This is a genomic window from Hallerella sp., assembly GCF_022776125.1.
Taxonomy (GTDB): Bacteria; Fibrobacterota; Fibrobacteria; order Fibrobacterales; family Fibrobacteraceae; genus Hallerella; species Hallerella succinigenes.
The window spans coordinates 25,183-31,697 of record NZ_JALFIA010000013.1 but is presented as its reverse complement, the minus strand read 5'-3'; the positions used below and the strand labels follow the sequence as shown (position 1 = coordinate 31,697).

Below are 6,515 nucleotides of genomic sequence, written 5' to 3'. Positions count from 1 at the left end.
GTCCATCCATTCAATGCGCTGCACAATCCAACTTTTAAGGGAATCTACGGATTCGGTATAACTGTCATAACCCTTTGAAAAGGGCCAAATGGAATGTTCCTTTAAAACGGGCCAACGTTTGTATTCGTTATTGGCCACTTTTTGAAGTTTCGGATAGAGAATATCTATCGTATCCAGGACCGATTCGAATGTGGAATGGTGATCTTCCCAGAATTCTCGCACCTTTTTTTGATACGCTTTGTTTTTAAATAAGAATCTGTTCCAACCGTAGTTGCGAATGTACCATCCGCTCGGAGGAATTTCTTTGCGGAAATGGACTCCATAAGTCAGATCAAAGTCCCAGACGGGGCCCATTTTTAAGACGGAATCTTTTTGCCAAGTGAGATAGGTGCTCCGGCGATTGCCGTCTTGATTCTTGGCAAATTCCTGAATCAAAAGGAATCGGGCGAAGTCCGTGACGTCGATCCATTTTTGCAGGGAATCAAAATTCAATCCGTCGTTAGTCTGTATAAAATTTTCGAAAGCGTAAATGTGATCTTTCAGCAGAGAGAGGGATGCTTCGTTTGCGTTTTGGGGAGAATGAATTTCAAACAGGTGCTGGAAGGATGAATAAAAAGAGGCCTTGTCGGATTCCGTCGTTGTGCGTTCAAAAAGGAAGCTGGAATCATTTTTAGGAATATTCACTCTGAATTTTCCGACTTTAACGGTTTCCGTCAGTTGGTAAAGCCCCAAATATTCGCGGTTCAAATAGAGCTCCACAAAGCGTAGCCGGGGGGCGTATTCATCTCCGAGTTGCTCGGCTAGGCGATAAGAAATGTAATTGCGCAAAAAGCTCTTGTCGCAATGGACGGCGATCAAAGCCCAGTCGCGATTTCGAGGCATTCCAAATAAGGATTCCTTGTTTTCGAATTCAAGCTTGTATCCGTATTTGGTCATTTCAAAGGAGGAATTTCCTCGGCCTTTGATCGTTAAATATTTGACATCGCTTTCGGGAAGGTCCTTGCCGTAGATTTGCAAGTAGGCGGGGACTTCGGTTTCCTTGTTTCGAATCTGCTGAAAGTCAACGGTTTCAATGACAAGGCGCGGCAAATCTGCATACGGATATTCGGAGTCGTCGAGCGGTAAATAGCTGGGCTCAAGCTCGGATTCGTTCCAAAGGCATTGGACGAAAAACAGGCTGCAGAGAAGCAGAAGTATGTACCGTATTTTGCTCATCGATTCTTAGTAAAGTAGAAATAAACGCATGGAATGTTAAAAAAGCTTGTTATATTTCTTGACAAATGGTCATCTCGTCGAAAATGTTCAAAATCCTTTTTGGAGTGTTGCTCGGAACATGCGTCTTATCGCATGCGACGGAAGCGTTGCGCCCGGTGACATCCCCGCGGACGTCCGTTACATTCGGCGGAATTGTGGAACTCCGCGATGATGTTTATAGTGCGGATGTCCGTTTTTTGACAGAAGTCGCTTTTTGCAAATGCTTTAGCCTTTATAGCGATGTTTCTTATCGTTTCATTTCGTTGCAATATGAAGTGGCGGATTTTGAACAGCAACACGAGATTTTGGATTTAAGGGTCAACGGTTTTAACGAATCCTATTTGGGATTCAAGCTCTTTCCGGTGGATTATTTTGGTCTGAGCGCAAGCTTTCGCTTTGCCCCGGGAGAAGGAAGTCAAAACGAGCGCTTTCAGCGTGTTGCGATAGAACCTTTGGCGGCTTATCCGTTTTCAAAGCATTTGCTATTGGGAGCTTCTCTCGGCTATTATACCTTCATTGAAAAGAATCATTTTCAGCCCGGAGATGAAATCGGCGGTCAGGCTTCGTTTATATGGAAGCCGTTCTATTCGTTTGAAGTCAAACGGGGGGTGCAGCTTTCGTACGTTTTTATGATCCGCCATCGTGTAAACGAATCGCAGAATAAAAACCTGATGTATCGCTACCAGAAAATGGACGATGCGTATTGGGGATTTCGGATGCGCGGTGAAATCGCGTACTTTTTCAAGGCTCTGCCGTTTGGCTATGGCTTTGGATACGAGATGAATCGCGGGACGCTCTTCGGCTTTGAAACAGGCCACCGCGCAGAACTCTTTCTTCGCTACGAATTTTAATTATTGAAATTTCACTTCCATTGGGCCGTTCTTGCCGAGCTGATTTTTTCGCATGTAGAGCTTGCCTGTGGAATCGTAATACAGCTGCTCTCCGAACGGGGCGTCATCCTTGTAAAATAGGCTGTCTTTGATTTTGCCGTTCTCGTACCAGTTTCTCCAAAATCCGTTGCGCTTGCCGTTTGCAAAGTTTCCTTCGCTTGCGAGCTTCCCTGAATTTTCATAATAGGAACGCAGCACTTTCTTTTCGCCCTTGTCCCAGATTTCGACAAAGTCCAGTTTACGTCCGGGAAGCTTGTAACGAAGTGTATCTTGTACAAGGCCTGCGACGAAAGTGGTTTCTGCGTCGATGCCGTTTTCTCCGAGTTCACCGTAAGCGATGCCGTTCCCGTTTTGGAAAACGCTCGTCTTTTGCACGGAACCGTCTTTGGCAAAGTATGTCCAGACGGAATCCCGGATGCCGTTTTTGTAAAAGCCTGTGAGGAAGGCTTTTCCCGCTTTCGGAAAATCTCTGTAATAGCCTCCGGCTGCTCGGAAAAATTCCGCTTTGCCGTCTAGGACGCCCTGTTTGTATTCGAGGATGGATTCGACGGATCCGCCCGGGTAGAAGCTTTTGACTTTGCCTTCCAAGACGCCGAACTTGCAGTTTTCAAAACGCATCGGTTTTCCGTTTGGGGCGTATGTTTCACGGATGCCCGTGGCGGAATTCTTGAAGCAGGAGTTCATTTCTTTGAGGGAATTTTCTTGGCGGCCCGTGCGGATGTTTCCGGGCGTTGCGTAATATTCAAGCCAGGTTCCTGTGGGTTCTCCGTTTTGATAGAAGTGTTTCCAGGCGACGGTTCCGTCTTGAAAGAACCCTTTCCATTCGCCCTGCTTTTTGCCGTTTTCGTATTCGCCTTGGGCCTGCACTTTGCCGTCGGTAAACCATTCTGTCCAAGTGCCTTCCCGCAGTCCGTTTTTGTAAATGCCGGATTCCGCGAGGTCTCCGTGCGATGTCCAACGCTTGAACTCGCCGTGAGGCTTGCCGTCTTTGTAAGCGACTTTGTTTTTTCGAATGCCGTTGTAATGCACTGTTTCGCGCACATCTTGTTCTCCACAGGCGCAAAAAAGGGCTGCACAGAGGGTCAAAAGGACGAGATTTTGGCGTTTACTCATGTTTATAACTTAGAAAAAAGGTAATTTCGGAATATGGTAGCGAATCGCTTTCAGTCTATCTCGGAAATTTTAAAGAGCCGAATCAATACCCCTTTGGTGTGGGGCGTCTTGCTTTTGACTTTGGTCTTGACCATTCTGTTTTATTTTTCGCAAAAGCAACAAGTTGAAATCTATAACCGATACAGTGAAACGCTTTCGGATTACAAGTTTATAGAATCTCGCGTCATGCGCAAGATGGAACAGATTCGCGTTCAGCCGGGAAACGACCCGACGCTTTTGATGTCTTCGCTGCGTGGCTTACGCGAAACGGCGGTGTCGTTGCATACGGCGTCGGAAAGTGCGCGTAAAGTTAATTGGATGCCTCCGGAAAGGGATTTTGCGGCGTTTGAAGAATCAGTGCTCGCCTGGGTCGCTTCGGTGCAACGCTATGAACCTTTGCGTGCGAATTGGCTTGAAGAGGCGAAGACCTTGACGCTGGGTTTGAGCCGTTGGAAATTTTCTGCGGCGGAACCGCTAATTTTTGCGCTGGATTCTGCAAGGCTCGGGTTTGCGGTCCAGGTGAACGATTCGTTGCTAAAGGCGGTGCCGGATTCCTTGGCCAAGCGTTACCGCAACCTTTTGGTACGCAATAAAGATCTTTCCGATATTTGGAATCGAATCGATAACGATGAATCCCTGGTGCGCTGCGAAAATCTGTTGCAAGCTTTTAAAATGCAGACGCTCAAGAATCGAGAAATTAAATTCTGGATACAGCAGGTGTTCTACTTGGCGTCGATCGTTCTGCTCTTGTTTACCTTGTTCTTTGTTATCCGTTCGAGGAAGTAAATGTCTCGCACTTCGCGAATCCTCTTTTTGATGATGGCTGCCTTCTTTAGCTTTATGGCGTCGTACCTTTTTATGCATACGAAGCCTTTTTACAAAAGCCTGTCGGGCGAAGAGGATCTTTTTTATGGCAAAATCTCGTCGGTCGCGTTTCCGCGCGGTTGGACGGGAACCGGGATTCCGCTGTTTGACAAAACCTTTATTTGTTTGAATGAAGACCGCGGTGCGACATTTGTGCTTGCCCTGCCGGGAGAACAAAAGAAAATTCTTGCGGAATGGATTCCGTTCTGGGCGGAAATCGGCCCTGCGGCAATCGAATTGCGCGGAGTGCGCATTTCGCAGTCGGAGTGGATTGTGACGGGCCTTGAAGGCAACGATTTGGCTCTCGATCCCAAAGAAATTCATGAATACCACGTGCGTTCGGTGCTGTGGTATGCGGTGCTGAATATTGGACTTGTGTTCCTTGCGATTCAGGCTTTGCGGATTGCGCTGAGGCGTAAGAAATGAGATTCCTTGCGATTCTCCTTTGCCTTGCAACGTTTTCATTGGCTTCGAAAGCGGATTCCAAGTCGAATGTGAAAAATTTTACGGCGGATTCCTTGCTGATTTCGGTCGGCACCTTCACGAGTCCGTCTGCGGTCTGGTACAGGGGAACGCCCAAGCATCCCCAGGTGTACGTCTGGTTCCACGGCGGCATGCAAAGTTCCAAATGCGCCAAAGGCTATGAAGCGGGCGGTATGCTCGTCCCGTTCCTTGAAAAGTCCAAAAAGGAAAACATTGTCGTCAGCGTCTCTGCTTGCAAGGATAACCACTGGCTCACCTCGGCCGTTCTGAAAACCGTGGACCGGCTGCTCGATTCCGTGGAAGCCCGCTATAAGATTCAGATCGATACGGTCTCGCTCGTCGGCGTTTCGGACGGGGGACTTGGCGTCGCGGGCTACACGCTTTACGGCAAACGCGCGGTGCGCGCAAGGCTTCTCGTGAGCACGAACCTCTCGTCGGTCTCCGACGCCCGGAACCTTTCGAAAGCGATTCGGGTGCGCCAGGGCTCCTGGACCTTTTTGCAGGGCGGCTCCGACCGCCTTTACCCGTCGAACCGGACAATGCCCTGGCTGGATGAGTTCTGTTCTGTTTTAGGCAGAGAACAGTGCGTTATCCGTTTCGATAATCGCGGGGAACACGACTGGTCCTGGTGGACTGCAAATCGGGAAGGCTGGATTCGCGAGTTTGTCCCTTGACAAAAGAATGGAATTTTTCAAAATTTGATTCACACACTCGCGGGTGTGGCGGAATTGGTATACGCGCTAGATTCAGGTTCTAGTGTTCGCAAGGACATGAAGGTTCAAGTCCTTTCACCCGCATAAGTCTCGTCCCTCAAAAGACGGGACTTTTTTTATGCACATTCTTGAAGTGCACTTTGCTTTGTGAAATTTTGAATTCATTATATTATGGGCATGAAGACTTTGTTTGGAATTTTTGTCTCTGTCATTTGTGCCTTGTTTTTGGCTGCCTGCAGTGGAGGCGACTCGTTTGACACCTGTCAGGAGACGACAGTCGCCGGCCTTGCAAAGCTTTCGGCGGAAACGGAAAACGCTTCGTTCTGCCGCACGATCTATGGCGAAGTCTCTTACCAGTTCACGGGACGCTGCGCCCGCAAGGGATGCTTTTTCTTGTATGACGTCGACGCAAACGGCAACCGTGTGAAAGGCGACAGCATTTATCTTTCGGATACTTCCGCGTTTGCCAAAAGCTGGAAGGACACGGCTGCGGTGCACTTGACCCGTGTAACGGGAGACTATTATCCGAACCGCGATTATACGTGTAAATCCCTAGCGGACCAGGAATGTCAACGAGCCTTTTATGTGCAAGACGTCGAATGAGTTTTATGAAATGCCTGAAGAGGTCCTCGAAGGCGAACGGGTAACGCTCGCTTTTTTGGAGCCGGAAGATTCGGAAGAGGTTTTGTATCTCGTGGATTCTTCACGGGATTCTCTTGGCGCTTGGCTTCCCTGGGTGGAAAATTTTACGGAAATCGGCGACGCCTATAGTGCGATTTCGGCTTATCAGATGCAGCGGGATATGGCGAACGGAGGCGCTTTTGGAATTCGAAGATTAGAAGACGGTGCGCTTGTCGGCGAGGTCGTTTTGCAATGGATCGATTGGAAGAACCGTTCTGCATCGTTCGGGTATTTTTTGGGAAGCGCCTTTGAAGGGGAAGGCCTTGCGACCGAAGCGATGAACCTGGCCCTCGGTTACATTCAAAATTTGGGAATTCATCGGGTGGAAATTTCTGCCGCCGTGGAAAATAAAAAGAGCTGCGCCTTGGCGAAAAGGCTTGGCTTTGAACAGGAAGGCATTGCGAAGGATGCGGAATTTTTGCACGGGAAATGGCAAAATCATGCGAAATTCGCCAAAATTATGCCCAATTAGAATGTA

General features: G+C 48.4%; 8 protein-coding genes and 1 tRNA gene. 7 read left to right on the top strand and 2 right to left on the bottom strand.

Features of this window, described 5'->3' with window-relative positions:
• On the bottom strand, nucleotides 1-1,215 hold a 1,215-nt coding region (locus MR847_RS01295), incomplete at its 3' end, for a CotH kinase family protein (protein ID WP_287722731.1).
• Nucleotides 1,216-1,298: 83 nt separating this feature from the next.
• Between MR847_RS01295 and MR847_RS01290 the strand changes: the two genes are divergently transcribed.
• Nucleotides 1,299-2,105, top strand: a complete 807-nt coding sequence (locus tag MR847_RS01290) for a hypothetical protein (protein ID WP_146139504.1) — start codon at nucleotides 1,299-1,301, stop codon at nucleotides 2,103-2,105.
• On the opposite strand, the gene MR847_RS01285 is transcribed toward MR847_RS01290, so the two are convergent.
• Nucleotides 2,106-3,257 carry a toxin-antitoxin system YwqK family antitoxin gene (locus tag MR847_RS01285; RefSeq protein ID WP_287722729.1) on the bottom strand — a complete coding sequence of 384 codons (1,152 nt, stop codon included), beginning with the start codon at nucleotides 3,255-3,257 and terminating at the stop codon, nucleotides 2,106-2,108.
• A 108-nt stretch (nucleotides 3,258-3,365) separates the two neighbouring features.
• On the opposite strand from MR847_RS01285, the gene MR847_RS01280 reads away from it, so the two are divergent.
• From MR847_RS01280 to MR847_RS01255, 6 genes are all read left to right on the top strand, one after another.
• Nucleotides 3,366-4,082 carry a hypothetical protein gene (locus tag MR847_RS01280; RefSeq protein ID WP_158256963.1) on the top strand — a complete coding sequence of 239 codons (717 nt, stop codon included), beginning with the start codon at nucleotides 3,366-3,368 and terminating at the stop codon, nucleotides 4,080-4,082.
• Nucleotides 4,083-4,586 carry a hypothetical protein gene (locus tag MR847_RS01275; protein WP_106519834.1) on the top strand — a complete coding sequence of 168 codons (504 nt, stop codon included), beginning with the start codon at nucleotides 4,083-4,085 and terminating at the stop codon, nucleotides 4,584-4,586.
• Nucleotides 4,583-5,317 carry a hypothetical protein gene (locus MR847_RS01270; RefSeq protein ID WP_287722727.1) on the top strand — a complete coding sequence of 245 codons (735 nt, stop codon included), beginning with the start codon at nucleotides 4,583-4,585 and terminating at the stop codon, nucleotides 5,315-5,317. Before MR847_RS01275 ends, MR847_RS01270 begins: the two co-directional genes overlap by 4 nt.
• 39 nt (nucleotides 5,318-5,356) lie before the next feature.
• Nucleotides 5,357-5,440 (top strand) — tRNA-Leu (locus tag MR847_RS01265).
• Between the two features lie 93 nt (nucleotides 5,441-5,533).
• Complete coding sequence (locus MR847_RS01260) at nucleotides 5,534-5,959, top strand: hypothetical protein (RefSeq protein WP_287722726.1); 426 nt, start codon at nucleotides 5,534-5,536, stop codon at nucleotides 5,957-5,959.
• 10 nt (nucleotides 5,960-5,969) lie between these two features.
• Nucleotides 5,970-6,509, top strand: a complete 540-nt coding sequence (locus tag MR847_RS01255; protein ID WP_157797935.1) for a GNAT family N-acetyltransferase — start codon at nucleotides 5,970-5,972, stop codon at nucleotides 6,507-6,509.
• Nucleotides 6,510-6,515: the final 6 nt, after the last annotated feature.